General features: G+C 66.8%; 19 protein-coding genes. 4 read left to right on the top strand and 15 right to left on the bottom strand.

What is annotated here, in order from left to right:
- Positions 1-5 precede the first annotated feature (5 nt).
- Both RHOOR92_RS0117985 and RHOOR92_RS0117980 read right to left on the bottom strand, forming a co-directional pair.
- Positions 6-1,790, bottom strand: coding sequence for a phosphoenolpyruvate carboxykinase (GTP) (locus tag RHOOR92_RS0117985; RefSeq protein WP_027490876.1), 1,785 nt, complete (start codon positions 1,788-1,790; stop codon positions 6-8).
- A 127-nt stretch (positions 1,791-1,917) separates the two neighbouring features.
- Positions 1,918-2,496, bottom strand: coding sequence for a TetR/AcrR family transcriptional regulator (locus tag RHOOR92_RS0117980; RefSeq protein WP_015446820.1), 579 nt, complete (start codon positions 2,494-2,496; stop codon positions 1,918-1,920).
- A gap of 129 nt (positions 2,497-2,625) precedes the next feature.
- Here RHOOR92_RS0117980 and RHOOR92_RS0117975 point away from each other — a divergent pair, with 129 nt between their 5' ends.
- From RHOOR92_RS0117975 to RHOOR92_RS0117965, 3 genes are read left to right on the top strand one after another with little or no spacing between them, the layout of a single operon-like run.
- Positions 2,626-3,546: an alpha/beta fold hydrolase gene (locus RHOOR92_RS0117975; RefSeq protein WP_027490875.1), complete on the top strand. Its 921-nt coding sequence runs from the start codon at positions 2,626-2,628 to the stop codon at positions 3,544-3,546.
- 9 nt (positions 3,547-3,555) lie between these two features.
- Positions 3,556-6,006 carry an acyl-CoA dehydrogenase gene (locus RHOOR92_RS0117970; RefSeq protein ID WP_027490874.1) on the top strand — a complete coding sequence of 817 codons (2,451 nt, stop codon included), beginning with the start codon at positions 3,556-3,558 and terminating at the stop codon, positions 6,004-6,006.
- Between the two features lie 57 nt (positions 6,007-6,063).
- Positions 6,064-6,537 carry a hotdog fold domain-containing protein gene (locus RHOOR92_RS0117965; RefSeq protein WP_027490873.1) on the top strand — a complete coding sequence of 158 codons (474 nt, stop codon included), beginning with the start codon at positions 6,064-6,066 and terminating at the stop codon, positions 6,535-6,537.
- Between the two features lie 18 nt (positions 6,538-6,555).
- Here the strand turns inward: RHOOR92_RS0117965 and RHOOR92_RS0117960 are convergent, their stop codons facing one another.
- The 9 genes from RHOOR92_RS0117960 to RHOOR92_RS0117920 form a co-directional block, all read right to left on the bottom strand.
- Positions 6,556-7,548 carry a diguanylate cyclase gene (locus RHOOR92_RS0117960; RefSeq protein WP_027490872.1) on the bottom strand — a complete coding sequence of 331 codons (993 nt, stop codon included), beginning with the start codon at positions 7,546-7,548 and terminating at the stop codon, positions 6,556-6,558.
- 72 nt (positions 7,549-7,620) lie between these two features.
- Positions 7,621-10,443, bottom strand: coding sequence for a response regulator (locus tag RHOOR92_RS0117955; RefSeq protein WP_231378429.1), 2,823 nt, complete (start codon positions 10,441-10,443; stop codon positions 7,621-7,623).
- Positions 10,444-10,502: 59 nt separating this feature from the next.
- Positions 10,503-11,399, bottom strand: coding sequence for a type II CAAX endopeptidase family protein (locus RHOOR92_RS0117950; protein WP_015446826.1), 897 nt, complete (start codon positions 11,397-11,399; stop codon positions 10,503-10,505).
- Between the two features lie 53 nt (positions 11,400-11,452).
- Complete coding sequence (locus RHOOR92_RS0117945) at positions 11,453-13,054, bottom strand: peptide chain release factor 3 (RefSeq protein WP_015446827.1); 1,602 nt, start codon at positions 13,052-13,054, stop codon at positions 11,453-11,455.
- 217 nt (positions 13,055-13,271) lie between these two features.
- On the bottom strand, positions 13,272-14,444 hold the full coding sequence (locus tag RHOOR92_RS0117940) for an IS4 family transposase (protein ID WP_027490870.1): 1,173 nt from the start codon (positions 14,442-14,444) through the stop codon (positions 13,272-13,274).
- A 492-nt stretch (positions 14,445-14,936) separates the two neighbouring features.
- Complete coding sequence (locus tag RHOOR92_RS0117935) at positions 14,937-15,635, bottom strand: aspartate/glutamate racemase family protein (RefSeq protein WP_015446828.1); 699 nt, start codon at positions 15,633-15,635, stop codon at positions 14,937-14,939.
- A gap of 88 nt (positions 15,636-15,723) precedes the next feature.
- Positions 15,724-16,074, bottom strand: a complete 351-nt coding sequence (locus tag RHOOR92_RS0117930; protein WP_015446829.1) for a helix-turn-helix domain-containing protein — start codon at positions 16,072-16,074, stop codon at positions 15,724-15,726.
- Positions 16,071-16,436: a DUF6516 family protein gene (locus tag RHOOR92_RS0117925; protein ID WP_015446830.1), complete on the bottom strand. Its 366-nt coding sequence runs from the start codon at positions 16,434-16,436 to the stop codon at positions 16,071-16,073. Before RHOOR92_RS0117925 ends, RHOOR92_RS0117930 begins: the two co-directional genes overlap by 4 nt.
- Before the next feature lie 152 nt (positions 16,437-16,588).
- Positions 16,589-17,986, bottom strand: coding sequence for a M20/M25/M40 family metallo-hydrolase (locus tag RHOOR92_RS0117920; protein WP_015446831.1), 1,398 nt, complete (start codon positions 17,984-17,986; stop codon positions 16,589-16,591).
- A gap of 311 nt (positions 17,987-18,297) precedes the next feature.
- Here RHOOR92_RS0117920 and RHOOR92_RS0117915 point away from each other — a divergent pair, with 311 nt between their 5' ends.
- Positions 18,298-18,864 carry a manganese efflux pump MntP family protein gene (locus RHOOR92_RS0117915; protein WP_007510803.1) on the top strand — a complete coding sequence of 189 codons (567 nt, stop codon included), beginning with the start codon at positions 18,298-18,300 and terminating at the stop codon, positions 18,862-18,864.
- 67 nt (positions 18,865-18,931) lie between these two features.
- Here the strand turns inward: RHOOR92_RS0117915 and RHOOR92_RS0117910 are convergent, their stop codons facing one another.
- The 4 genes from RHOOR92_RS0117910 to RHOOR92_RS0117895 form a co-directional block, all read right to left on the bottom strand.
- Positions 18,932-21,847 (bottom strand): TonB-dependent receptor, encoded by a 2,916-nt coding sequence (locus tag RHOOR92_RS0117910; protein ID WP_085999882.1) that lies wholly within the window; start codon positions 21,845-21,847, stop codon positions 18,932-18,934.
- 236 nt (positions 21,848-22,083) lie between these two features.
- Entirely contained in the window at positions 22,084-24,213 is a 2,130-nt protein-coding gene (gene fusA, locus RHOOR92_RS0117905; RefSeq protein WP_027490869.1) for an elongation factor G, read from the bottom strand.
- Between the two features lie 98 nt (positions 24,214-24,311).
- A complete protein-coding gene (locus RHOOR92_RS18925; protein ID WP_037115683.1) occupies positions 24,312-24,818 on the bottom strand; it encodes a shikimate kinase in 507 nt (168 codons plus the stop codon).
- The gene (locus RHOOR92_RS0117895; protein ID WP_027490868.1) at positions 24,815-25,477 is read right to left on the bottom strand and encodes a M24 family metallopeptidase; all 663 of its coding nucleotides are present in this window, start codon (positions 25,475-25,477) and stop codon (positions 24,815-24,817) included. Before RHOOR92_RS0117895 ends, RHOOR92_RS18925 begins: the two co-directional genes overlap by 4 nt.
- Between the last annotated feature and the right edge of the window lie 5 nt (positions 25,478-25,482).

The raw sequence follows: 25,482 nt of genomic DNA, 5'->3' as shown, positions 1-25,482 counted from the left end.
ACACCTCAGGAAGCAGCGGCCTCGCGTCGCGACGGGCCGGCGTCGTCTTCCAGTGCCTGCACCACGCGCTGCTGTTCCCGGCGCAGGCGTTCGGGCAGGCGCGGGGCAAAGCTGGCGAGGTAGTCGCCGATGGCCGACAACTCGGCCTGCCAGCTGGCGTTGTCCACCTCGAGCAGTTCCTCGAGCCGGGCACGCTCGAGCCTGAGCCCGTCGAGCTTGAGTTCGCCTTCGTCCGGCAGGATGCCGATCGGCGTCTCCGCGCCGCTCGCGCGGCCTTCGGCGCGGTCGATCATCCACTCCAGCACGCGCAGGTTGTCGCCGAAGCCCGGCCACAGGAACTTGCCGTCGGCGCCCTTGCGGAACCAGTTGACGTGGAAGATCTTCGGCAGCTTCGCGCCGGGCCGGTCGAACGACAGCCAGTGCGCGAAGTAGTCGCCGTAGTGGTAGCCGCAGAACGGCTTCATCGCCATCGAGTCGCGACGCAGCACACCGACTGCGCCGGTGGCGGCGGCGGTGGTCTCCGAGCCCATCGCGGCGCCCATCAGTATGCCGTGGCTCCAGTCGCGCGCTTCCATCACCAGCGGCAGCAGCGAGGGCCGGCGGCCGCCGAACACGATCGCGCTGATCGGCACGCCCTGCGCGGCTTCGGCCGTCTCCGACCAGGTCGGGCACTGCTTCGCGCTGACCGTGAAGCGGGAATTGGGGTGCGCGGCGGGGCCGTTGGCCGGGTCGTACGGACGCCCCTGCCAGTCGGTGACGGGCGCGCCGGGCAGGCCTTCCCACCACGGCTGGTTGTCGGCGGTGACGGCGACGTTGGTGAAAATGGTGTCGTGCGAGATGCTGCGCATCGCATTGTGGTTGGTGGCGTCGCTGGTGCCCGGCGCCACGCCGAAGAAGCCGGCCTCCGGGTTGATCGCGTACAGCCGTCCGTCCGCGCCGGGGTGCATCCAGCAGATGTCGTCGCCGATCGTCCACACCTTCCAGCCGTCACGCCGGTAGCCTTCCGGCGGAATCAGCATCGACAAGTTGGTCTTGCCGCAGGCGGAGGGGAACGCGGCGGCGACGTAGTGCGTCTCGCCGCGCGGGTTCTCGATGCCGACGATCAGCATGTGTTCGGCCAGCCAGCCTTCGGTGCGCGCCTGGTTGCTGGCGATGCGCAGCGCGTGGCACTTCTTGCCCAAGAGCGCGTTGCCGCCGTAGCCGGAGCCGTAGGACTTGATGCTGAGCTCGGCCGGGAAGTGCATGATCCAGCGGCGCTCGGGGTCGAGCTCGCCGATGGAGTGCAGGCCCTTGACGAACGTGCCTTCGCGCTCGATGCGCGCCTGCGCGGCGGCGCCCATGCGGGTCATGATCCGCATGTTGGCGACCACGTACGGGCTGTCGGTGATCTCCACCCCGCAGCGTGCCAGCGGCGAGTCGATCGGGCCCATGCAGTACGGGATCACGTACATGGTGCGGCCTTCCATGCAGCCGTCGAACAGCGCGTCGATCTTGGCGTGCGCCTCGGCCGGGTCCATCCAGTGGTTGTTCGGGCCGGCGTCTTCCCGGTTCGGGTGGCAGACCAGGGTGAGGTGCTCGACGCGGGCCACGTCGGTGGGATGGGAGCGGTGCAGGTAGCAGCCCGGATGGGTTTGCTGGTTCAGTTCGATCAGCGTGCCGTCGGCCAGCATCTGCTGCACCAGGGCCTGGTATTCGGCGTCCGAGCCGTCGCACCAGTGGATCCGTGCGGGGCGGGTCAGCGCCGCCGCCTGGTTGACCCACTGTTCGAGCGCTTCCAGCTTGCTGGCCATCGTGTCCCCTTGAGGTTTTCGGAAAAAGTGACCGGAAACGCTAGTTTGCGTGCACTGGTATTGCAAGGTTCGATGCAGCAGAAAACGGCGCCGCATGGCGCCGTCCGGGGCTTTCGGCAGGCTAGGGTCAGGCCGGGATGAGGGTGGTGATCATGTGTTCGACGTAGGCGTCGAACTCTTCATGATTGAGCCGCGGCAGGCCCAGGGTGAAGTTCAGCTGCAGGAAGCCGACGTAGGCGGCATAGGTCAGCCGCGCGCGGTTCAGCGCCTGCGCCGGGGCCAGGCCGGCCTCACGGTAGGCGGTGGTGAGGAACTCCATGCGCCGCTGCGATACGCGCGCCATCACCGGCACCACCTGCGGGTGATCCAGCGCCTTCAGCAGCGCCGCATATACCCGGTGCGGCTGCAGTTCGTGCGCGACGCGGCGAAACAGCTCGGGCAGGCGCTGGCGCGGGTCGGCGATCTGCTCGATCTGGCCCAGCACTTCGCGCTCGCCGTATTGCTCCCAGCGTTCCAGCGTGGCATGCAGCAATGCCTCGCGGGTGCGGAAATGCCAGTAGAAACTGCCCTTGGTCACGCCCAGCTGGCGCGCCAGCGCTTCCACGGCCAGTGCGCCGACGCCGTGTTCGGCAATCAGCTGCAGGGCGGCAAGTTCCCAATCCTCGGCCGACAGCCGGGTGCGTTCTGGCTTGCTACTGACATTCATGTGCGTATGGTAACGGCAGCCCACGCATTTGTAATGCGCCACGTCGATCCGGCCTGGCGCCACGGCCGTCGCCGGGGGCGCCAGGTGCAGGGTTGACGCCGCTCGCCGGGGCAATCCATACTCTTCCGTATGGTGATCCACGCCCCCGCGTCCCCGCTGCTCAGCCGCTTTCGCGCTGCCGACCTGACTCTGGCGGTGGAGACGCGCTGCCCGGCGGGTCGACCGAGCCTGCTGTTCGCGCACGGGTTCGGCCAGACCCGCGGCGCCTGGAACGGTGCGGCGGCGGCGCTGGCGCAGGCGGGTTGCCGCTGCGTCACGTTCGATGCGCGCGGCCACGGCGAGAGCGACCGGATGGCGGAAGGCGCGGAGTCCGGCCATGGCTACCACATGGACCAGTTTGCCGACGACCTGCAGCGCCTGGCCGCAGCGCAGCCGCAGCCGCCGATCCTGGTCGGCGCGTCGATGGGCGGCCTGCTCGGCATCGTGCTGGCCGGCGAAATCCGGCCGTCGCCGTTCCGTGCGCTGGTGCTGGTGGACATCACGCCGCGCTGGGAAACCGCCGGGGTGGAACGCATCCTTGCCTTCATGCAGGCGCATCCGCACGGCTTCGCCAACTACGCCGAGGCGGCCGAGCAGATCGCCGCCTACCTGCCGCAGCGGCGCGAACGCAAGAGCGAGCAGCAGCTGCGCCCGTTGCTGCGCGAAGGCAGCGACGGCCGGCTGCGCTGGCACTGGGATCCGGCCCTGCTGGCGGGCGACCTGGTGCAGGAAAGCGAGCGCTACCAGCCGCGCCTGCAGGCCGCCGCGACGACGATCGAGGTGCCGGTGCTGCTGCTCTCGGGCGCGCGCAGCGACGTGGTGTCGCGCGCCACCGTCGACGAGTTCATGCATCTGGTGCCGCACGCGCAGCATGTCGAGTTGCCGCACGCCACGCACATGGTGGCGGGCGATGCGAATGACGCCTTCACGCACGAAGTTGCCCGCTTTGTGCAGAGTCTTGATCCGCTACCCGTCGACCGGCGCGTTGCCGGTGCCGCCCAATCGCAATGAGGTGTTGAGATGTCCGTGCTACTGACCCTGCTGGCGGCGTTGATTGCCTCCGGCGCCTGCGCCTACCACCGCAGCAGCCTGCGCAGCTGGGCGATCGCCACCGCCGTCGCCACGCTGGTGGTCGGCCTGATCGCGCATGCGCCGTGGACCACCACGATCCTGCTGATCGTCGAGCTGGCGATCGCGCTGCCGCTGCTGCTGGTGGATTTCCGCCGCAAGCAGATCACGCTGCCGATCCTGAAGATCTTCGCCAAGGTGACGCCGAAGCTGTCGGAGACCGAGCAGACCGCGCTGGAAGCGGGCACGGTCGGCTTCGAGGGCGAGCTGTTCTCCGGCAAGCCGGACTGGCACGAACTGCTGAAGCAGCCCAAGCCCGAGCTCTCCGTGGAGGAGCAGGCCTTCATGGCCGGCCCGGTGGAAGAGCTGTGCGCGATGATCGACGACTGGCAGATCACCCACGAGCTGGCCGACCTGCCGCCGAAGGTGTGGGAGTTCATCAAGAAGCACCGCTTCTTCGGCATGATCATCCCGAAGCAGTACGGCGGCCTGCAGTTCTCCGCGCTGGCGCATTCGGCGGTGCTGCAGAAGCTGTCCACCGCGTCGGCCACGGTGTCCTCCACGGTGGCCGTGCCGAACTCGCTGGGGCCGGCCGAGCTGCTGCTGCACTACGGTTCGGAGGAGCAGAAGAACCACTACCTGCCGCGCCTGGCGGTGGGCGAGGAGATTCCCTGCTTCGCGCTGACCGGCCCGTACGCCGGTTCCGACGCCACCTCGATCCCCGACGTGGGCATCGTCTGCAAGCAGGTGGTCGACGGCGTCGAGACGCTGGGCATCAAGCTCACCTTCGACAAGCGCTACATCACGCTGGCGCCGATCGCCACGGTGGTCGGCCTGGCCTTCCGCATGTACGACCCCGAGCACCTGCTCGGCGACAAGGAAGACCTCGGCATCACCCTGGCACTGCTGCCGCGCTCGACACCGGGGCTGGAGATCGGCCGCCGCCACTTCCCGCTGAACATCCCGTTCCAGAACGGCCCGGTGCGCGGCAAGGACGTGTTTGCGCCGCTGTCGGTGCTGATCGGCGGGCCGCAGATGGCCGGCCACGGCTGGCGCATGCTGGTCGAGTGCCTGTCGGTGGGCCGTGCGATCTCGCTGCCGTCCAACGCCACCGGCGGCATGCGCGCCTCGGCGCTGGCGACCGGCGCGTATGCACGCATGCGCAAGCAGTTCGGCCTGGCGGTGGCCCGCTTCGAGGGCGTCGAGGAAGCGCTGGCGCGCATCGGCGGCCTCACCTACGCCACCGCCGCGCTGTCGCGCGCCACTGCGGCGGCGGTCGACCGCGGCGAGAAGCCGGCGGTGCCGTCGGCGATCGCCAAGTACCACGCCACCGAATGGGCACGGCAGATCGCCGCCGACACCATGGACGTGCACGGCGGCAAGGCGGTGCAGCTCGGTCCGAAGAACTACGCCGGCCGCGGCTGGTCGGCGGTGCCGATCGCGATCACGGTGGAAGGCGCCAACATCATGACGCGCAGCCTGATGATCTTCGGCCAGGGCGCGATCCGCTGCCATCCGTACGTGCTGAAGGAAATGCAGGCGCTGTCGATCGCCGACCGCGGCGAGCAGCTGAAGACGTTCGACCGCCTGCTGTTCGGCCATATCGGTTTCGGTATCTCCAACGCGGTGCGCAGCTTCGCGATGGGCGTGAGCGGCGCACGCCTCGGCGAAACCGCCGGTGACGCCTACACCCGCCGCTACTACCGCAAGCTCGACCGCTACTCGGCTGCGCTGGCGCTCACCGCCGACGTGTTCATGGGCGTGCTCGGCGGCAAGCTGAAGTTCAAGGAGAAGCTGTCGGCGCGCCTGGGCGACGTGCTGAGCTACCTGTACATCGCCAGCAGCATGCTCAAGCAGTACGAGGACAACGGCCGGCCGGAAGCCGATCGCCCGTTCCTGGCCTGGGGCTTCCATCAGTGCATGTGGCTGATCCAGAACGCGCTGGACGGCGCGATCCGCAACTTCCCGGTGCGCCCGGTGGCGTGGCTGCTGCGCGCACTGGTATTCCCGCTGGGTCGCCGTGAGGTGCCGCCGTCAGACCGCCTCGGCCGCCGCGTCGCCGCGCTGCTCACCGCTCCGAACGAGGCGCTCGACCGCCTCACCGACTGGGTCTACACCACGCCCACGCCGAACAACACGATCGGCCGCATGAAGGCGCTGCTGCCGGACGTGATCGCCGCCGAGCCGGTCGAGCGCAAGTTCGGCAAGGCGCAGAAATCCGGCCAGTTCACCGCGCACGATTACCTCGACCAGCTGGCCGAGGCGCAGCAGGCCGGGGTGATTTCCGAAGCCGAGGCCAACCTGCTCAGGCACGTGCGCGAAGGCGTGTTCGAGTTCATCTCGGTGGACGATTTCGACAGCGACGAGCTGCGCGCGTTCAAGACGCGGGCGGACGCCTCCTGAATCCCACTGACCGACCGGCCCGCCTTGCGGGCCGGTTCCTTTGCGAGGGCCAAAAAGATGAATGCCCCGGTGTTGACCATCTACCGCCGTATCACGCGCTGGCCGGCGGGTCACTGGTTCTTCTCGCGGCTGATCTGCCTGAAGGCGCCGTGCTTCGCCACCATCGCGCCGCGCTTCGTGGCGCTGGAGCCGGGCCGCTGCGAGGTGCGCATCTGCGACCGGCGCCGTGTGCACAACCACCTCGGCACCATGCATGCGATCGCGCTGTGCAACCTGGCCGAGCTGGCTGCCGGGGTGATGACTGATGCGACGATTCCGGCGGACATGCGCTGGATCCCGAAGGGCATGAGCGTCGAGTACCTGAAGAAGGCGGTGGGTACGATGCGCGGCGTCGCCACGCCGGAGGCGGGCGTGCCCGGTGCCGGCGACGGCCGCGAGTGGCCGGTCGGGGTGGAGGTGACGGACGACATGGGTGAGACGGTGCTCCGCGCACGCGTGCTGATGTGGGTGTCGTCGCGCAAGCGCGGCTGAAAGGCGGCCCGTGCCGGCTCAGTCCGCCAGCATGCAGCGGTTCTTGCCCCTGCGCTTGGCCGCGTACATGGCGCGGTCGGCCGCCTGCATCAGTCGTTCGTCGGCATCGGCCTGCTCGTTCGGCGCGTACGGTGCGATGCCGATGCTGGCGCCGACGCGCACCTCGGCCGGCGTGCCGTTGACCCACAGGGCGTAGGGCTCGCCCAGCGCGGCGCAGATTTTTTCGCACAGGCGCAGCGCCGTCCGCGGATCGTCGATCTCCTCCAGCACCAGCGCGAACTCGTCGCCGCCGAGCCGCGCCACCGTGTCGTTGCTGCGCAGGTGCGCCGACAGCCGCGCGGCGATCTCCTGCAGCAGGGCGTCGCCGGCGGCGTGGCCGTGGCTGTCGTTGACGTGCTTGAAGCCGTCGATGTCGATGCTGGCCAGCGCGAACTGGCTTTGGTGACGGTTCGCGCGCTGGATCGCGCCGTGCAGGCGGTCGTGGAACAGGATGCGGTTCGGCAGCCCGGTCAGCGGGTCGTGGCTGGCCTGGTGGCGCACCATCGCCTCGATCAGCTGGCGCTCGGCGATCTCGCGACTGAGCTGCTGGTTGCGTTCGGCCAGTTCGTCCCTGGCCTGCTGCAGCTTCATGCGCGCCGCGTACAGCTCCAGGAATACGCGCACCTTCGACTGCAGGATCACGTCGTTGATCGGCTTGGCGATGTAGTCCACCGCGCCGGAGCGGTAGCCCTTGAGCCGGTTCATGTCGTCGACGTAGGCGGCGGTGACGAAGATGATCGGGGTGTCGCGCAGGTGCTCGGCCTCGCCCAGCAGGGCGGCCACCTCGAAGCCGTCCATGTCGGGCATGTTGACGTCGAGCAGGATCAGCGCGAACTCGTGGTCCAGGCACAGCGCCAGCGCCTCGTTGCCGCTGCGTGCCTCGAACAGCTCGGCGCCGCTGCGGGCGAGCAGCCGGCGCATGGCGACCAGGTTGGCGGCGGTGTCGTCGACGATCAGGATCTTCGGCAGCATCGTGTACACCAAACAGACGGACTCGAGCCTACCTTAACCTCTGCGGCCGGCCGCGGGTAAGGGCCGCCATGCTCAGCGCCGCAGCCAGGCCAGCAGGGTGGCCGCCAGGCGGTCGAGGTCGATCGGCTTGGACAGGTAGTCGCTGGCGCCCATCGTCAGGCACTTCTCGCGATCGCCCTGCATGGCCTTGGCGGTCAGCGCAATGATCGGCAGGTCGCCGTAGCGCGCCTGCGCACGGATCGTGCGGATCATCTCGTAGCCGTCCATGCCCGGCATCATGATGTCGATCAGCAGCAGCTCCGGCATGGCTTCCTCGGCCAGCATGCGCAGCGCCTTGGCGCCGTCCTGCGCCAGGCTCACCTGCATGCCCCAGCCGCGCAGCACCTTGGACAGCGCAAACAGGTTGCGCATGTCGTCGTCCACCAGCAGCACGCGGCGGCCGGCCAGTGCGTCGCCGGCTGCCGCCGATGGGGCGGTCGCCGCGTGCGGTGCGGCGGCCTGCCGCTCGACGGCGGCGGCAGGCTTCGTCGGCGCGGTCGCCGGTGGTTCCTCCGGCAACAGCACGGTGAAGCGGCTGCCGCGGCCAGGTTCGCTGCGCACGACCAGGTCGCCGCCGAGCATCCGCGCCATCCGCCGCGAAATGGCCAGGCCCAGGCCGGTGCCGCCGAACTGCCGGCTGGTGCCGGCGTCCACCTGCTCGAACGCGTTGAAGATGTGTTCGAGCTTGTCGGCGGGGATGCCGATGCCGGTGTCGCTGACGGTCAGCGCGAGCAGTGGCCGGCCACGCAGCGGGTCGGGCACGTCGACCTGGCCTGGGCGGCCGATGTGCAGGCTCACCGCACCCTCGGCGGTGAACTTGAAGGCGTTGCCGAGCAGGTTGTTGGCGATCTGTTCGAGCCGGGCACAATCCGTGCGCAGGCTCGTCGGCAGCCCGGCTTCGATGTCCAGCGTGAATCCCAGCGATTTCTGCGCGGCGACGTGGGCGAACGCGCGGCGCAGGCGCTGCACCAGCCCGGCCAGCGGCAGCTCGTCGATCACCAGCTCCATCTTGCCGGCCTCGATCTTGGACAGGTCGAGGATGTCGTTGATCAGGCGCAGCAGGCTGTTGCCGGCGTCGTGGATGATCTGCACCGATTCGACCTGTTCCGCGTCCAGGTTGCCGCGGGCGTTGCTGGCCAGGTCGCGCGACAGGATCAGCAGGCTGTTCAGCGGCGTGCGCAGCTCGTGCGACATGTTGGCGAGGAACTCGGACTTGTACTGGCTGGCCTGCGCCAGCTCGGCGGCCTTGTCGGCGGTTTCCTGCTGCAGGTCTTCCAGCACATATTTTTGCCGGTTCAGGCTTTCGGTCATCTCGCGCAATTCCTCGTTCGACGCCTGCAGCTCGCCGGCCTGGATGCGCAGTTCCTCCTCGGAGGCGATCAGCCGCCGCGATTGTTCCTCCAGCTCTTCCGTCTTCGCCTGCAGCGCGTCGTTGTTGTCGCGCAGCACTTCCTTCTGCTGGCGCATCACCAGTTCGGACACGCGCAACTCGTCGGCCTGTTCCTGCGTGCGCAGCAGCAGCCCCTGCACGCTGGCCGTGCGGTTGAGGTTCTCCAGGCTCAGCGCCACCACGGGCAGCAGTTCGTCCAGCAGCTGCCGTATCAGCGGGGTCGACGGGGTGAAGCCGGCCAGTTCCAGCACGCCGATCAGGGTGTCGCGATACAGCACCGGCAGGATCGCGAGGTGGCTGGGCAGGGCCTCGCCGCTGCCGGAGTCGATGTGCAGGTAGTCGGCCGGCACGTCGTCCAGGATGATTGCCTTGCGCTCGATCGCACACTGCCCGACCAGGCCTTCGCCCGGCAGGTACTGGTCGGCCGAGCGGTGGCTCAGGCGCAGGCCGTAGCTGCCGATCAGGTCGAGCCGCTGGCGCGCATCGTCGTACGAGTAGAACAGGCCTACGCCGGCCTTGCACAGCGGCACCAGCGCGCTGGTCAGCCACTGCGCGAACTCCTTGTGCGTGGTGGCCTGCAGCAGCAGGTGGGAGATGGACGAGACCTGCTCCTTGATCCAGCTCTGTGCCTGGGTGTCCACCGACATCTGCCGGAACACCTGCAGCGCGCGGGCGATCTCGCCGATTTCGTCGCGGCGGTCGATCCGGCGGATCTCGAAATCATGGTCGTGGTTCGCCAGCCGGGTCAGCTGATCCGTCAGGCTGCGCAGCGGGCGGGTGACCAGGCGCAGGGTCAGCCGGATCACCGTCACGCCGAGCAGGATGGCGAGCAGCGCCGCCACGAAATTGACTGCGCGGGTGATGGCGAGGGTCCGGTCCAGACGCTGGTTGCGCGTGGCCAGGAGCCGCTCCTCGTCGAGCGTCATCTGCCCGATGACGTCGCTGATCTCCTGCACGCTGACGCTGCGGTGCTTCAGGTAGTCGGACTGGATGCGCAGCCGCTGCAGCGCGGCCTGCGCCGGATCGTTCGCGTCCAGGCCGGCGAGGGTGTCGATCACCCCCCTGCGGAACTCGCGCTGCCACAGCGCCGCCATTTCCTCCACCTTGTCGATGCGCGACAGCTGCAGCGGGTTGTCCGACATCAGCTCGCGCAGCCGGGCGATATGGGTGCGCAGATCCTGGTTGGCGCTCTCGAAGGCATCGCGCTGCGCGGCGTCCTGGGTCAGCAGGTAGCCGCGGGCGCCAACCTGGCTGGCCTGCATCGTCTGCAGCACGTGGTCCAGCTGCAGCAGCACCTGATAGGTATGCGTGGCCCAGCGGCGGTCCTCGTCCTGCTGACGCAGCGAGTACAGGCTGATCGCGCTGGCCAGCAGGAACAGCCCCAGCAGCAGGCCGATGGCCAGCACGATCTTGTGCTGCAGCGGCCGGTCGGCCAGCCAGGAGTTGGACGTTTGGGTCAGGGGCATGCGGATCATCATCGCAGTTTGCCGCCGCGCCTGCCGCAGGTCGGGTGGCGCTCGCCGACTCAGCGGCGCCAGACCGGCGGCACGATCGAGCCGCGCCGCCGCGCCACCACCAGCAGGCCGAGCGTGCACAGCGAGCACAGCACCAGCGCGACCACCGAGGCCTCGGCGCCGAACGCGCCGCCGCTCAGCCAGTCCGGGCCGCTGCGGGTGGAGATCAGCCAGCCGTCGGCGTCGCTGCCGGAAACCGGGATGCCGTAGACCGTGCCCTGGGCGAAGTTCCACGCCGCGTGCAGGCCCATGCAGGCCGCCAGCGAGCGGGTGACGTGGTAGAGCATGCCGAACAGCAGGCCGGCCTCGATCGCGATGGCCGCCGAGCTCCACAGCGTGGCGCCGGGGTTGGCGATGTGCGCCGCGCCGAAGAACAGCGCCGAGATCAGCAGCGCCCACCAGCTGCCCAGGCCTTCCTCGACGATGCGGAAGATCACGCCGCGGGCAATGATCTCCTCGCCGATGCCGGCGCCCAGGCCGACCACCAGCAGGGCATTCACCCATGCGGCGTCCGGGTTGCTGCCCGTCACGCGGTAGCTGCCCAGCAGCCACAGCGTGGCCACCACGGCGCTGAACAGCAGCAACCCGAACAGCACGCCGGACAGGCCCTGCGGCAGCAGCCGGCGTGGCGCCAGCTCGGCGAGCGGGCGGCGTTCGACGCCTTTCACCAGCAGCAGGTAGGCGGCCAGCGGCACCAGCGCACGGGCGACGAATTGTGCGATGGCCAGTTGTGGCGCCGGCGTGCCCTTGCCCCAACCCAGCAGATGAAAACCGAACTGTGCCAGCATCATGAGGCCGACGAACCAGGCCGCGAAAATCACGATCCGCGCCAGCGGCGAGAACAGCAGCCAGCGCTGCCAGCGCGGCGCCGCGGACGGCGTGGTGAAGGCGATGGCCTGCTCGTGCATGTTTGGGCTCCCCCGGCAAAGCCGTGCACGTTAGCAGCGCGGTGGCGCGGCGGCTACAGCTCCACCGCCGCCGCGTGCTCGCGCGTGGCGGCGAAGCGCACCTGCGGCCAGCGCTCCTGCGCCAGCTGCAGGTTGACCCGCGTCGGCGCGATGTAGACCAGCTCGCCGGCCGCGTCCAGTGCCAGGTTCATCGCGTTCTTCTCGCGGAACTCCTCCAGCTTCTTCGGGTCGTCGCAGTGCACCCAGCGTGCGGTGGTCACCGTCACCGGCTCGAAGCTGGCGTCGACGTTGTACTCGTCCTTCAGCCGGTAGGCGACCACCTCGAACTGCAGCACGCCGACCGCGCCCAGGATCAGGTCGTTCGACATCAGCGGGCGGAAGAACTGGGTCGCGCCTTCCTCGCTCAATTGCGCCAGGCCCTTCTGCAGCGCCTTCATCTTCAGCGGGTCGCGCAGCCGCGCGCGGCGGAACAGCTCCGGCGCGAAGTTCGGGATGCCGGTGAAGGTGACCAGCTCGCCCTCGGTGAAGGTGTCGCCGATGGTGATGGTGCCGTGGTTGTGCAGGCCGATCACGTCGCCCGGGTACGCCGTCTCCACGATCTCGCGGTCGGACGCCATGAAGGTCAGCGCGTTGGCGATGCGCACCTCCTTGCCAGTGCGGGTCTGGATCATCTTCATGCCGGCGTTGTAGGTGCCCGAGCACACGCGCATGAACGCCACGCGGTCGCGGTGCGCCGGGTCCATGTTGGCCTGGATCTTGAACACGAAGCCGGAGAGCTTCTCCTCCTCCGGCTGGATCTCGCGCGTGGTGGTGGCGCGCGGGCGCGGGCTGGGCGCGTACTCGACGAAGAAGTCCAGCAGCAGCTGCACGCCGAAGTTGTTCACCGCCGAGCCGAAGAACACCGGCGTCTGCCGGCCGGCCAGGTATTCGTCGAGGTCGAACGAGGGCGCGGCGCCCTGCACCAGCTCCAGTTCCTCGCGCAGCTCGCGCATCGCCTCGGCACCGATCTTCTCCAGCAGGCCGGGCGCATCGAGGCCCTTGAAGATGGTCGAGTCCTGCCGGGTGAAATTCTTGCCCTGCTCGAAGATGTGCACCTCGTCCAGCGCCAGGTGGTACACGCCCTTCAGCCGCTTGCCCATGCCGATCGGCCAGGTCACCGGCGCGCAGGCGATGCCCAGCACCGACTCCACCTCGTCCAGCAGTTCGATCGGCGAGCGACCCTCGCGGTCGAGCTTGTTGATGAAGGTCATGATCGGCGTGTCGCGCAGCCGGCAGACTTCCATCAGCTTGATCGTGCGCTCCTCCACGCCCTTGGCGCAGTCGATCACCATCAGCGCCGAGTCCACCGCGGTCAGCACGCGGTAGGTGTCCTCGGAGAAGTCCGCGTGGCCGGGGGTGTCGAGCAGGTTGACGATCTTGCCCTCGTACGGGAACTGCATCACCGACGAGGTCACCGAGATGCCGCGCTCCTTCTCCAGCGCCATCCAGTCCGAGGTGGCGCTGCGCGACGTCTTGCGACTCTTCACCGAGCCGGCCATCTGGATCGCGCCGCCGAACAGCAGCAGCTTTTCGGTTAGCGTGGTCTTGCCCGCGTCGGGGTGGCTGACGATGGCGAAGGTGCGGCGGCGGCGGGTTTCTTGGAGATGCGAGGGCATGGAGGCGGGTCGGCTGGAGCGCGAACCGGCAATTGTAGCGTGGATCGGGGTGGGGCCTCTTGCTCCCTCTCCCGCGGCAACCACCTCGCGACCTCGTTGTAGGAGCCCGCTCGCGGGCGATGCTGTCGCCTTTTGATGAGTGATTCAAAGCGAAGAGCTTTCGTGCGCCTGCGGCGCCCGAGGTACTTCTCTTTATGCTTGCCCCAGTACTGTCCGGTTAATCGGGGAAGAGAATCAATTGGTTAGCAGGGTCGCCGGTAGAACTCTGTGGTTCTTGCTGCTGCAGGGCGCATTCCAATGGGGTTTGTTCAAATAGCGTCACGCTCAGGATCTGTAGAATTTCGTAGAGCGAAGCCTTCAGGTGCAGGCGCTTGCGCACGATGGCGATGAGCACATAGACCGCAACGGCGATCCACACCTGGGTCTTCACGGCATTGAGTGAGGTGCCGAAGAATGCCTTGATATGCAGGTGCTGTTTGATCCATTTGAAAAAGATTTCGATCTGCCAGCGATGGCGATACAAGGCGCTGATCGTCGTTGCCGGTAGTGCGAAGTGGTTGGTCAACAGCACGATGGATTGACCGCTGTCGGGATCGCGCACACGTACGCGACGCAGGACACAGGGATACTTCGCGCGAACCACATCGCGCACCAGCACCACGGTCTGATCGCAACCGATCAGCCGGCGATCCGCCACCGGCTGGGAATAACGTCGTCGCACGCGCAAGTTCTTCTTCGTGCGCATGAGGAAGAACGCGCCCTCGCAATGGAAGTGATACAAGCGCTCGAAGTCGAGGTAGGCACGATCCATCACATAGATCGCGCCGGGCTCGGGCACCAGCTCGTCGAGCATGTGCACATCGTGCTGGCGCGACTCGGAAAAGCTGATCACCGTGGGGATGGCGCCGCGTATGTCGAGCAGCGTATGGAGTTTGAGGCCGCCACGACCAGGATGCATGGCACGCGCCCACGGGAACACGGATAGGCAGAGCTCAATCGTGGTCGAGTCGAGTGCATAGGCCGTATGAGCCAGCTCAATATCGAGCGGGTCGTTGACATAGAGTCGTCGGGCCGTCGTGATCAGGCCTTGTGCAAACTCGGCATAAATACGCCAGTCACGCTGTTCGTTGGCATCGGCCAAGGTGCTGCGCGCCACGTGACCGCGGATACCAAGGTGGTAGAGCTTGGCCTGATGAGCGCGCAGACAGATCTCGATATCACGCAAGCTCTCGCGTCCGCTGAGCTGAGCGAAGGCCATGCACAAAAACTGGTCGAGGCAGCCAAAGCGTTTCACGTAGCGATCGCCGTCGTACTTCGCGACGAGGCGTCGGAAAGTATGCATAGGCAGATGCCGCATGAGCTGCGTGAACACAAACTGGCCTTCGTGCATGGCGACGCCCTCCCCGTGAGGTCGTCCAGGTTGAGGCCTGCATGGTTGAAATCGCTAACACCCCGGAGCTGTCATTTTTTATCGCATGATCAATCGTTTACTGAGATCGCCGAGCAATTTCCCCGGACAGTACTGGCTTGCCCAAAAGAGAAGTACCCAAGAGAAAACGACACCCCGCTTGGCGCTTGCCGCCCATCCATGGGCGGCAAGTCCGTGAGGCGGGCCGGGCTTTTCGACAGAACATTCCTGTGCTGGTGAAAAGGAATCGGCATCCTGCCGATTCCCCCTGCGGGGCCTGTCGTCCCCACCTCACTCCCGCACAGGGGCCTCGGGTAGAGCAGCGCGCCATCCTGGCGCGCAACTTGGTACGCCACCGCTGCGCGGTGGCGGAAGAGCCGATCGCCAGAGCCTCTCCCTTGAACGCCATTCCCAAGTGTACGGATATCTCGATTCGGCCAAGAATGGTCGTTGGTAACTCCAACCTGGCCCCGTTCACTCCCGGGATAGAGCCTCGTCGGCGGCTGTGCGTGCGTGAATGGCGGTAGTGTCGAACAGAGGGACCTCGGAGTCTTGCTGGTTGACCAGAAGCGATATTTCCGTACACCCAAGAATGATGGCTTGTGCGCCCTGGGACGCGAGTATTCCCATGATTCTTCGATATTCGCCGCGAGACTCCGACTTGATGTTTCCCAAACACAGCTCTTCGTAAATGATGCGGTGAATAGTCTCACGGTCCTCCGCATCGGGAACGATGACCCGAAGGCCGTGACGCATACTCAAGCGGTCACGGTAGAAGGCCTGTTCCATGGTGAACCGCGTACCGATTAGGCCAACGGTTGAATGGCCCGCCCGTCTGATTTCGGCGGCCGTTGGATCGGCAATGTGAAGCAGTGGGATGGAGACGGCCGCCTCAATGGTGGAGGCCACCTTGTGCATCGTATTTGTGCACAGTATCAAGAAGGCTGCACCAGCTGCCTCAAGTGAGCGAGCAGCAGCGGCCAAAATGACTCCGGCAGCTTCCCAGTCACCGGCGCGCTGAAGTCGCTCAATCTCGTGGAAGTCAACACTGTAGAGGACGACCTTTGCCGAATGCAGACCGCCCAAGCGCTCTTTGATCGTATCGTTGATCTGACGGTAATAGGTAACGGTCGATTCCCAACTCATACCGCCGATAAGGCCAATCGTCTTCACGAACACTCCTGTACGAGAGCTTGTGATGCCCGACTCTGGAGTCAAGCGGCAAAGAATAAAGGGGCCAAGTTCATTTAAATCGTCGACTTCACGCCGCCTGAATCACAAATTCGCTGGCCGTGGCGATGGGCTGCACGTTACGCAGCGTGCGGCGCATTTCGACCAGACCATAGCGTTCCATCGTCTTGAGCGTCCGTGAAAGATTGCTGGGCGCGCGCCCGGTGAACTCGGCGAGCTGGCTCAGTGATTCGGGCTTCTGCTCCCTGATCACACGCAGCAACGCGCGGTTGTCGTCGGACAGCACTTCGGCCAGCGAGCGCATGGAGGTGAACCAGATCTTCGGCTCGTTGGGGCGTGGCTGATGATCGCCGCGCGCTATGGCCAGTGCGCGGGCGCGGATGGCTTGTTGGGATGCGATGCCGATGACCAGCTTTTTCATGATTTCGTTTCCTCAAGTACGCGATCGACTTCGTTGAAGAAGTCCTCCAGCAATTGCTGCGGGCTGGTGAATTCGTACGGTATGCCCTTGTCGCTGACGTGACGATGTCGATGGTCGTAGGCCAGACGCCGGCCTGCATGGCGCTTGCGCTTCGGTGGCTTGACGACATGCGCATTGTCGAAACCGAGCAACCGCGTGCCGTAGCGATCATGCAATGTCAGCGCGTAGCGTATGCCGTGTGGCACATGCTCGTTCGCCTCGATACGCCATGCCTCGATCTTGATCCAGTAACCGTTTCCCTGATCGTAGATCTCGCCGTTGAGCAACAGCAGCGTTTCCAGTCCCACGTCTTCCTTTGACATGACTATATATCATCCGATGATAACTTGAATGAATTCCGCCGAGGTTCGTGGCGGCTGGTCGCATGCCGCTCCATGAGCACGGAGTCAGGTTCGGCCGTTCCGACATTTGTCCGAGATCGGGAGCCGGCATGACGCCGGCTCTGCCAGTTACGTCACTTCGCCAACTGCACCAACACCCGATGCCAGAACTCCAGCCCGGCTTCGACCTCCGAAGCGGGCAGCTTCTCGTTGAGCCCGTGGGCAAACGTGTCGTCGGGCTTGGTGAAGGCGGCATCGATGCCGTAGCTGGGCACGCCGGCGTTGCGGAAGTACATGCTGTCGGAGGCGCCGGCGGACATGCCGGGTACCACTTCGACGCCGGGGAAGCGGGCGTGCACGGCGGCGGTGACGGCGGCGATCACGTCCTGGCGCAGTGGCGAGGCGGGGCTTTCCACCGGCGGGGGCGGCAGCACGGTGACGGTGGCGGACTGGTCGTTGATCACCTTGACCAGCGTGTCGCGCACGCTGTCGACCGGCGTGCCCGGGAAGATGCGGCAGTTGATGTTGACGCTGGCGCTCTGCGGCAGTGCGTTGAGCGCGTGGCCGCCGTTGAGCATGGTCGCCACGCAGGTGGTGCGGATCTGGCCGACGTAGGCGGGATCGGCGGAGATGGTGGCCGCCGCGGCGGCATCGTCGGGGCGGGCGGCGAAGCGGGTCATCGCCGCGCCCAGCGGGCCGGGCGTGTGGGCGCCGAGCGCACGCAGCGAGGCGAGCGTGATCTCGTTGCTGAGCGGCGGAAACTGGTAGCCGGCGACGCGGTCGATGATGCGCGCCAGCCGGTAGATCGCGTTGTCGTTGTTCGGTTCGCTGGAGTGCCCACCGGCCGAGGTCAGGCCGATCCGGAAGTCCGCATAGGTCTTCTCGGCGGCCTGGATCTGGTACAGCGCGGGCTTGCCGGTATCGGGATTCAGGGTGCCGCCGCCGGCGTCGGCGTTGAGCAGGAATTCGGCGTCGTGATAGCGCTTCGCCAGCTCGCGGGTCGAGGCCATGGTGGTCTCTTCGTCGCCGGACAGCAGCAGGATCAGGTCGTGGCGCGGCTTGAAACCCTCGCGCTTGAGCCGGATCAGCGTTTCGACCAGCACCACCACCGCGGTTTTCATGTCGGCGGTGCCGCGGCCGTAGAGGTAGCCGTTCTCCTCGATCAGGGTGAACGGGTCGCGGGTCCAGTCCGCGCGCTTGGCCGCCACCACGTCCATGTGCCCGGACAGCAGGATCGGCCTGCCTTCGCCGGTGCCGCGGTAGCGCGCGACCAGCGCGGCGGTTTCGCCCACCGGGATGATCTCCACGTCGCCGGCAGGGAAGCCGGCGGCCTTGAGCTTGTCCGCCAGATAGGCGGCCAGCACCGGCACCTGGTGCTCGCCCTGAACGGTGTGGATGCCGATGGCGTGTTTCAGCATGGCCATGGTTTCCGGCCGTGCCTCGGCGGCGCTGCCGGCGTGGGCCATGCCGATGCCGGCGCAGAAGACCAGCGCGGCCGCGGCGGCGGGCCCGAGTGCTCGTGGTGCTTTCATACAAGATCCCCTGTCGACGTCATGAACGAAGCACCGAGTATGCGCGACGTCTCGCACGCCTGCATCTGCCGCGCGGGTACCGCCTGCGCTGCTGTGCTAACCTTGCCGCCGCGCTGGCGGTGCTGCCGCCAGCGCGACACCCCTTGGGGAGTAGCCTGCCTCGCTGCGGCGGGGCGTCTTCGTCAACATGCTCGGCCCGTGCGGCCGTGGCGAAGACACCGATCCTGGTTGGCGAGACCAACGGCTGACGGCGCCACGGCGGTGGGGCGCGCCGTCGTGCCGTTGCGCCTGGCCCGACCGAATGGCAACCCATGAATCCCATTTCCATCCTGCTGCTCGGCTTTGCCATGTCCACCGACGCGTTCGCCGCGGCGATCGGCAAGGGCGCCGCCATGACCAAGCCACGGCTCAGCCAGGCCATGCGCGCCGGAGCGATCTTCGGCGTGATCGAGGCAATCACGCCGGTGCTCGGCTGGCTGCTGGGCAAGGGCGCCGCGCGCTACATCGAGGCCTGGGACCACTGGATCGCGTTCGGCCTGCTGCTGGTGCTGGGCCTGCACATGGTCTGGGCCGGACTGAAGCCGGATTCTGGCGAGCCGGTCGACGAGGCGAAGCAGCACGGCATCGTCGGCCTCGCCATCACCGGCCTGTCCACCAGCATCGACGCGCTGGCGGTGGGCGTGGGGCTGGCCTTCGTCAACACGCCGATCGCGGTGGTGGCGCTGGTGATCGGCCTGTGCACGTTCGGCATGGTCACGCTGGGCATCATGCTCGGCCACGTGCTGAGCGCGATGGTCGGCCGGCGCGCGGAGATCATCGGCGGCGTCATCCTGGTCGGGGTAGGCGCGGTGATCCTGTACGAGCATCTTTCCGCCTGACGGACGCCCATGAAAAACCCGGGGATCGCTCCCCGGGTTCCATGGTCCTGCCGTGTTGCCGGACGGCCTACAGCTTGTAGTTCACTCCGAGCATCACCGTGCGGCCCCAGGTGTCGTACTCCAGCGGGCGTGTTACCTGCACGCCATTGGGCAGGCCGGAGATCTGCACGCTCTTGTCCGCCGTGTTGCTGAGGTTGCTGACCTGAAGCAGCAGCGACAGGCCGTTCAGGCTGCCCTCGGAGAACGCATAGCCGAGCTGCAGGTCGGTCTGCCGGTTGGCCAGGATCTTGGTGTAGCCGAGCTGGTCGAACAGCGCCACCGCCTCGCCGGTGAAGGACGAGCGGTAGCGTTCGGCCACGCGCACCGACCAGCCGTACTTCTCATAGTACAGCGCCAGGTTGGCGACCTTGCGCGACAGGCCGGGCAAGGTCGAGGGACCGCCGGGGATCGACGAGATCGAATTCTTCGGAATGTTGCTGTTGGTCAGCGAGAAGTTGGCCTGCACGCCGAAGCCGTCCAGCGCCTGCGCCAGCAGGCCGCCTTCCAGCGCACCGGACAACTCCAGGCCCTGCATCTTGCCGCCGGTGCCGTTCAGCGGCATGGTGAACGAGCCCTTGTCGCTGGTCGCCGTCAGCGTGGGGTCGTTGTTGATGTAGTTCTTGAAATCGTGGTCCAGTACCGTCTGGTTGTAGATGTAGTTCAGCAGGTTCTTGTTGAACACCGCCGCGGCGAAGTAGCTGGACTTGCCAAAGTAGAACTCGTAGGAGAGGTCGGTGCCCACCGCCACGTACGGCTTCAGCTTCGGGTTGCCGCCGCTGCCGGACCACAGCACCTGGCCGGCGGCCGGGCCGTTCTGCACCTTCGACAGGCCGGCCGAGGTGGCGACCTTCTCGTCGTCGATGCGCCCGCGCGCCATGGTCTTGGCGAAGCCGAAGCGCAGGTACTGGCGGTCGGTAAGGTGCGCCACCAGGTTCAGGCTGGGCAGCACGTTGTTGTACTTCGTGCCGTCGTTGATGCTGCCGACCAGCGTGTCGCCATTGGTCTGCAGCGCGGTGGAGGACTGGTCGGTGCGCACGAACTGCACGCCCACGTTGCCGGTCAGCGGCACGCTGCCCAGCGTGGTCTCGATGTTGAACTTGGCGTAGGCCACCGGGACCTTCTCTTCCACCGTGTAGTTGCGGCTCCAGTCGCCCTGGCCGTTGCGCTCGGTCAGGTAGAACTGGTTCGCCAGCGCGCCCAGCACGTCGTAGCTGAGTATGCCGGGAATGCCGCCGTAGCCGAGCGAGGTCGGCGCCCACAGGAAGGCCGGGTTCACCGGCGCGCTGAAGTGGTTGTCGTAGGTGTCCCTGGTGGAGCCGTTGCCGTTCAACCAGGCGAACTGCACGTCGGCCTGCTTGGTCTTGGTGCGGTCGGAGTAGTTCACGCCCAGGTTCATGCTGCTGAAGATCCAGCCCAGCGGGTGGCTCACTTCCAGCCGCACCGCCTTGATGGTGTCCTTCTGGGTATCGAACTCCTGGCGGCCGTTGTAGCCGTAGCCATCCGGGTCGGTGAACACCACCTTGGACGGGTCGGCCAGGTTCACCGCCGGCGAGAAGTACGGGTAGCCGTTGCCGGCCGGGGTGCGGAAGTCGACGCTGGTGAACGCGCCGCCGGCCAGGCCGGTGAACAGGTAGGCGTCGTGCAGCTTCTTCTTCGCGCTGGAGTACGACAGGTCGGCGGTGGCGGTCCAGCCGTTGTCGAAGTCGTACTGGTTGTTCCAGCCGGCGGAGAACAGCTTGTCGTGTTCCTTGGTGTACTGGTTCTGCAGGATCGGCGCGATGCCGCTGATGGTGCCGGAGGTGACGATCGGGTAGGGCTGCGCCGGCGTGACGCCGACGTTAGAGTAGCTGACGTTGTCCCACGGGTTGCTCGACCACTGCGCGCCGTTGGTGAACTTCTTCTCGCCGAAGATGGAGTGGTACAGGTCCAGGGTGGAGTGGTAGTGGTCGCCCGGCGCCCACTCCAGCACGGCCATCAGGCCGCTGCGTTTCTGGTTCAGCGACTGCGCGCGCAGCTGCATGCCTTCCTGCGAGATCACGCCGTCGGGCATGCCGGGCGTGTGCGGCGCGCCCCAGTTGTCCTCGGCGCTGCCTGGGCCGTTGTTCATGCTCCACCACCAGGCCTGGTACTGCTTTTCCTGGATCGGCGAGTCGAGGTGGGCGAAGCCCACCGCCAGGCCCAGGGTGTGGTCGAAGAACTGGTTGATGTAGGAGATGCTGGCGCGGTGGCCCATGTCGCCGACGCCGCTGCCCGGGTTGAGCTTGCCGTTGGTGGTGTGCTCGCCGCGCAGGTTGACCGCGAAGGCGGGACCGGGCAGGTCCAGCGGCTTGATCGTGTGCAGGTCGACGGTGCCGGACAGGCCCTGGCCGATCAGGCTGGCATCGGGCGTCTTGTAGATCGCCACGCCGCTGATCAGCTCGGACGGGTACTGGTCGTACTCGACGCCGCGGTTTTCGCCGATGGTCGCCTGCTCGCGCCCGTTCAGCGTGGTGCCGGCAAAACCGGGGTCCAGGCCGCGGATCGAGATCATGTTGGCGCGACCGTTCAGGCGCTGCGTGGCCAGGCCCGGCACGCGCGACAGGCTTTCGGCGATGCTGGCGTCCGGCAGCTTGCCGATGTCCTCGGCGGAGATCGCCTCGATGATGTTGTCCGAGTTCCGCTTGGCCTTCAGCGAGTTCTCGATGCTGGCGCGGATGCCGGTAACGATGACCGCGTCGAGGTTGCTGACCGTGTTCTCGGATTTCTTGTTCTTCTTGTCGGCGACCTTGGCGTTGGGACTGGCCGGTGCGGCCTGGCTGTCGGTCGGCTGCGGCGCCGGCTGCGGCGGCACCTGCTGGGCCGAGGCCGGAGCGCTCAGTGCCAGGCCGAGCAGCACGGCGGCGCAGGAGGCGGCCAACGGCCGCTGACGGAAACGGACGAACGGCGCACGCGGCGCCTGCGACATGCGGCAAGAATTCATGGAGTCCCTCGATCGAGATGGCGAGTGCCCCACCCGGCACTCGGGTGCCCGCGGAGGCGGATCTACGGGCAGGCTTATGCTACCGCTCGATCGTGCCCGGGTGTGCGTGCCTGTTTTTCCTGCATACATGTTCGAGGGAGTAGGCGGCGGGCGCTGCGATGCAGCATTGCGCGGCCGCCTTGGCGCATTCCGCGGCGCGGAACGTGCCAAGGCGTGAAGCGCTATTTCGCTTCCTTCTCCATCAGTTTCTCCACCATGCCGGCCGGTACCTCCTGGTAGTGGTCGAACTCCATGCTGAAGGTGCCGCGGCCGCGGGTGGCCGAGCGCAGGAAGTTGATGTAGCCGAACATCTCGGCCAGCGGCACGAAGCCCTGCACGAAGGCGGAGCTGCCTTTCTGGCCCTGGTCGCTGACCGTGCCGCGGCGGCGATTGATGTCGCCGATGACGTCGCCGAGGTAGTCCGCTTCCATCACCACTTCCAGGTGCATGATCGGTTCCAGCAGCTTCGGCTTGCTGAGTTTCTGCGCCTCGCGGAAGCACTGCCGCGAGGCGATCTCGAACGCCAGCGCGGAGGAGTCGACGTCGTGGTACTTGCCGTCGATCAGACGCGCCTTGAAGTCGACCACCTCGTAGCCGGCGACCTGGCCTTCCTGCGATTCGGCCTTGACCGAGTGCTCGACCGCGGGGATGTACTCGCGCGGCACGCGGCCGCCGACCACTTCGTCGGAAAACACCACGCCCGAGCCCGGTTCGCCCGGCTCGAAGATCATCGTCACTTCGGCGAACTGGCCGGAGCCGCCGGTCTGCTTCTTGTGCGTGTAGGTGTGCTCGACGGTCTTGCCGAACGCTTCGCGGAAGCTGACCTTGGGCTTGCCCATGTTCGCCTCCACGCCGAGTTCAGTGCGCATGCGGTCGATGGTCACCTCCAGGTGCAGCTCGCCCATGCCCTTGAGCACGGTCTGGCCGGTTTCCTGATCCACCTCGAGCTTCAGCGACGGGTCGGCCTTGACCATCTTGTAGAGCGCGCTGGACAACTTGTCGACGTCGTTGCGGTTCTTCGGCTCCACCGACACGCTGATCACCGGGTCGGGGAAGCGCATGCGCTCCAGCAGCGCCGGGTGCGCCGGGTCGGCCAGCGAGTCGCCGGTCTCGGTGTCCTTCATCGAAACGAAGGCGCAGATGTCGCCGGCGCGCACCTCGTCGATCTCCCGGGTGTCGTCGGCCTGCACCTCGACGATGCGGCCCACGCGCTCCTTCCTGCCGCGGGTCACGTTGAGCAGGGTGTCGCCCTTCCTGATCACGCCGGAATAGATGCGGCAGAAGGTGAGCGTGCCGAACTGGTCGTTGATCACCTTGAACGCCAGCGCGCGCGCCGGCGCGTCGTCGGTGACGGCCTGCTCGCCGATGACATGGCCGTCCTCGTCGACCAGCGCGATGCCGCCGTTCTCGCCCGGGTAGGGCAGGTAGTCGACCACCGCGTCCAGCAGCTGCTGCACGCCCTTGTTCTTGTACGACGAGCCGCACAGCACCGGCACCAGCGCGCCGGTGACGGTGCCCTGGCGGATGCAGCGCTTCAGCACGGCCGGGTCGAACTCGCCGGTGTTCAGCAGCCGCTCGAAGGCGTCGTCGTCCAGCGCCAGCGCGGTTTCCAGCAGGTCCTGGCGCAGCTTCGGCAGGTCAGCGATCCACGCGGTGTCGGCGCTGGCGCCGAACGTCAGCCGGGCCTTGAGCTGCTCCAGCGGCACGCTTTCCCACACGCTGTCCTTGTCGTCGGAGGCCCACAGATAGCCCACGCCGGCGACCAGGTCGGCCATGCCGACGAATTCGTCGCTGCTGCCCAGGGGGATTTGGCACAGCAGCGCGTTGGCGCCCAGGCGCTCGCGGATGCCCTTCACGCAATGCGCGAAATTCGCGCCGATGCGGTCCATCTTGTTGACGTAGCAGATCCGCGGCACCTTGTACTGGTCGGCCAGGCGCCAGTTGGTCTCGGTCTGCGGCTCCACTCCGGCGACGCCGTCGAACACCACCACCGCGCCGTCGAGCACGCGCAGCGAGCGGTTCACCTCGATGGTGAAGTCGACGTGTCCGGGCGTGTCGATCACGTTGATCTGGTGGCCCTTCCACTCGGCGGTCACCGCTGCCGACTGGATCGTGATGCCGCGCTTGCGCTCCTGCTCCATGTAGTCGGTGGTGGTGGAGCCCTTGCCGTCCTTGGTGTCGTGCACGTCGACGATCTGGTGCTTGCGCCCGGTGTAGTAGAGGATGCGCTCGGTGGTCGTGGTCTTGCCCGCGTCGATGTGCGCGATGATGCCGATGTTGCGGTAGAGCGGTAGGGGTTTCTTGCGGGCCACGATCAGATTTCCGGAGAGTGCTGCGGCAAGCGCAGGGTGGGGGACTGCTCAGGTGCTTCCTGTCGACGGCGTTTTCAATGGGCGACGGGTGCAGGCGATCAGCTGCGGTCGGATGGATCAGTATGCAGCGGAACGACCCGGACGTGTTCCGTCTTGTTGCCGCCGAAGGCGTCGAAGATGTGCCGGTGACGGCAATACGACCAGTCGTCGTCGCGCTCGTAATAGCCGCTCACCCATGCCTGCAGATTTGTCAGCATGGCGTCTTGTGCTTCCGGCGACGCGTACTTGTGCGGTTCCCACGGGCGACGCTTATTGTTGGCAAGACAGGCATCGCGTCCGGGATTGAGGAATACCAACTCGCTGCAATGCGGCGCGGCGGCTTCCACCAGCTCTCCGTAGCAGCCTTCGATCACCCAGGCAGCGTGACTGTCGAGGAATTCGTGCAGCGACGCAGCGATGGCCTCGGCGGGACGGAGCACGGCGATCTGTCCCGGCGCCCACACGATGGTGTCGAGATCCAGGTGGGCCAGCGCGTGTCGTTTGGCCAGCCGCATGGCGAGTGTGCTCTTGCCGGAGCCGGAGTTGCCGTAGACGAGGATCTTCATGCGACGAGCAGATCCTCGTGGAACGCGCCGAACGGCTCGGTCGGATGCGCGATCTGGATTTCCAGTATCCACAAACCGCTCGATGGCGATGCTTCCAGGTCGCCGAGATCGCCGCCCTGGTGGATCGCGTGCGGGAAGTCACCGACGCGGTGGCCCTTGATCGCGTGGTTGAGCCGCCAGCCCATCGCCTCGGCGCGCTCGCCGGCAAACGCGTACAGCGCCTGCCCGCTCAGCCCCCGCGAGCGCCATGCCGTGGCCACTTCGCCGAACAGCGCACGCGCCGCCTCCGCGCAGGCCTGCCGCTCGGGCGCGTGGCCGACCACAAAGGTGTCGCCCACGTCGCCCTCGTGGCCGTCGAACACCAGGCCGAGGTCGATGAAGTAGCTGTCGTTCTCGCCCAGCCGCACACCGGGGTCGGACGCCTGCCGGTAGGTTTTCACGGTGTTGGCGCCGATGCGGATGATCACCGGATGCCACAGCCGCTCGCAGCCCAGCGCGCCGAGCACCTCGCGCGCGGCAGCTTTCGCCTCGATCTCGCTGATGCCCGGATGCATGCGCGCGCGGATGCCGTGCAGCGCGGCCCAGCTCTTCTCGCGGGCGCGCTGCATCAGGGCGGGGTCGAAGCGTGCGCCGACGGTTTCGCGCGGTAGGGAAGTCATCGGCC

The organism is Rhodanobacter sp. OR92 (assembly GCF_000427545.1).
In the GTDB taxonomy this organism is placed as follows: domain Bacteria; phylum Pseudomonadota; class Gammaproteobacteria; order Xanthomonadales; family Rhodanobacteraceae; genus Rhodanobacter; species Rhodanobacter denitrificans.
This window is presented reverse-complemented; position numbering and strand designations above follow the sequence as displayed.

Coding starts and splice junctions, on each gene's coding strand:
- RHOOR92_RS0117985 (WP_027490876.1), bottom strand. CDS start 1,790: ATGGCCAGCAAGCTGGAAGCGCTCGAACAGTGGGTCAACCAGGCGGCG.
- RHOOR92_RS0117980 (WP_015446820.1), bottom strand. CDS start 2,496: ATGAATGTCAGTAGCAAGCCAGAACGCACCCGGCTGTCGGCCGAGGAT.
- RHOOR92_RS0117975 (WP_027490875.1), top strand. CDS start 2,626: ATGGTGATCCACGCCCCCGCGTCCCCGCTGCTCAGCCGCTTTCGCGCT.
- RHOOR92_RS0117970 (WP_027490874.1), top strand. CDS start 3,556: ATGTCCGTGCTACTGACCCTGCTGGCGGCGTTGATTGCCTCCGGCGCC.
- RHOOR92_RS0117965 (WP_027490873.1), top strand. CDS start 6,064: ATGAATGCCCCGGTGTTGACCATCTACCGCCGTATCACGCGCTGGCCG.
- RHOOR92_RS0117960 (WP_027490872.1), bottom strand. CDS start 7,548: ATGCTGCCGAAGATCCTGATCGTCGACGACACCGCCGCCAACCTGGTC.
- RHOOR92_RS0117955 (WP_231378429.1), bottom strand. CDS start 10,443: ATGCCCCTGACCCAAACGTCCAACTCCTGGCTGGCCGACCGGCCGCTG.
- RHOOR92_RS0117950 (WP_015446826.1), bottom strand. CDS start 11,399: ATGCACGAGCAGGCCATCGCCTTCACCACGCCGTCCGCGGCGCCGCGC.
- RHOOR92_RS0117945 (WP_015446827.1), bottom strand. CDS start 13,054: ATGCCCTCGCATCTCCAAGAAACCCGCCGCCGCCGCACCTTCGCCATC.
- RHOOR92_RS0117940 (WP_027490870.1), bottom strand. CDS start 14,444: ATGCACGAAGGCCAGTTTGTGTTCACGCAGCTCATGCGGCATCTGCCT.
- RHOOR92_RS0117930 (WP_015446829.1), bottom strand. CDS start 16,074: ATGAAAAAGCTGGTCATCGGCATCGCATCCCAACAAGCCATCCGCGCC.
- RHOOR92_RS0117925 (WP_015446830.1), bottom strand. CDS start 16,436: ATGTCAAAGGAAGACGTGGGACTGGAAACGCTGCTGTTGCTCAACGGC.
- RHOOR92_RS0117920 (WP_015446831.1), bottom strand. CDS start 17,986: ATGAAAGCACCACGAGCACTCGGGCCCGCCGCCGCGGCCGCGCTGGTC.
- RHOOR92_RS0117915 (WP_007510803.1), top strand. CDS start 18,298: ATGAATCCCATTTCCATCCTGCTGCTCGGCTTTGCCATGTCCACCGAC.
- RHOOR92_RS0117910 (WP_085999882.1), bottom strand. CDS start 21,847: ATGTCGCAGGCGCCGCGTGCGCCGTTCGTCCGTTTCCGTCAGCGGCCG.
- RHOOR92_RS18925 (WP_037115683.1), bottom strand. CDS start 24,818: ATGAAGATCCTCGTCTACGGCAACTCCGGCTCCGGCAAGAGCACACTC.
- RHOOR92_RS0117895 (WP_027490868.1), bottom strand. CDS start 25,477: ATGACTTCCCTACCGCGCGAAACCGTCGGCGCACGCTTCGACCCCGCC.